The organism is Kitasatospora sp. SC0581 (assembly GCF_048159585.1).
GTDB lineage: Bacteria > Actinomycetota > Actinomycetes > Streptomycetales > Streptomycetaceae > Kitasatospora.
In genome coordinates this window covers 1-575 of record NZ_JBLRWA010000110.1, presented here as the reverse complement: position 1 = coordinate 575, position 575 = coordinate 1, and the positions used below count along the sequence as shown (strand labels likewise).

At 43.1% G+C, this 575-nt stretch carries 1 protein-coding gene; it reads left to right on the top strand.

Annotated features, from left to right (window positions below; translation table 11 throughout):
* Nucleotides 1-355: 355 nt before the first annotated feature.
* Nucleotides 356-575 (top strand): glycosyltransferase (locus ACLWS4_RS37315; protein WP_416876468.1); only part of this gene is annotated, 220 nt, incomplete at its 3' end.

Genomic DNA, 575 nt, shown 5'->3' with positions numbered 1-575 from the left:
GAGTCCGGCATCGAAGCAGACAGAAGACTATATTTCAGGGCGGTTCGGCTAATCCTTTCCGCCGCTTAAAAGGTGAAGGAAAGCCACATTTCTCATTCAAGTTCAGCTGAGAGGGCAGCCGTGCTGCGGGCATTTCTGTTTTCTTGATCCTGAAATGCGCAAAAAAAACACGTTAATGAAACGTGTTCTTTTCGCGTGCCCGATGAGCGGAACCATGGCAACAAAACGGAAAAAAAGGTCCCGGCAAATCTGGAAAAATCCTGAAACACTCTTTCACTAAAATTTCTCCTCGTGCTATAATATTTCAGTACTGTATGGCGAATGATAAAATCAGTAATGATTTGGAGGAGCAATAATGAAAACAGCCGTCTTGGTTCCTTGTTATAACGAAGAACTGACGATTGCAAAGGTGATCCGGGACTTTAAGAGAGAATTGCCTGATGCGGACATATATGTTTATGATAATAATTCAACGGATCGTACATATGAAATTGCCCGGGAAAACGGGGCCATTGTAAAAAAAGAACCGCGCCAGGGAAAAGGCAATGTCGTAAGAGCCATGTTCTTTGAAATTG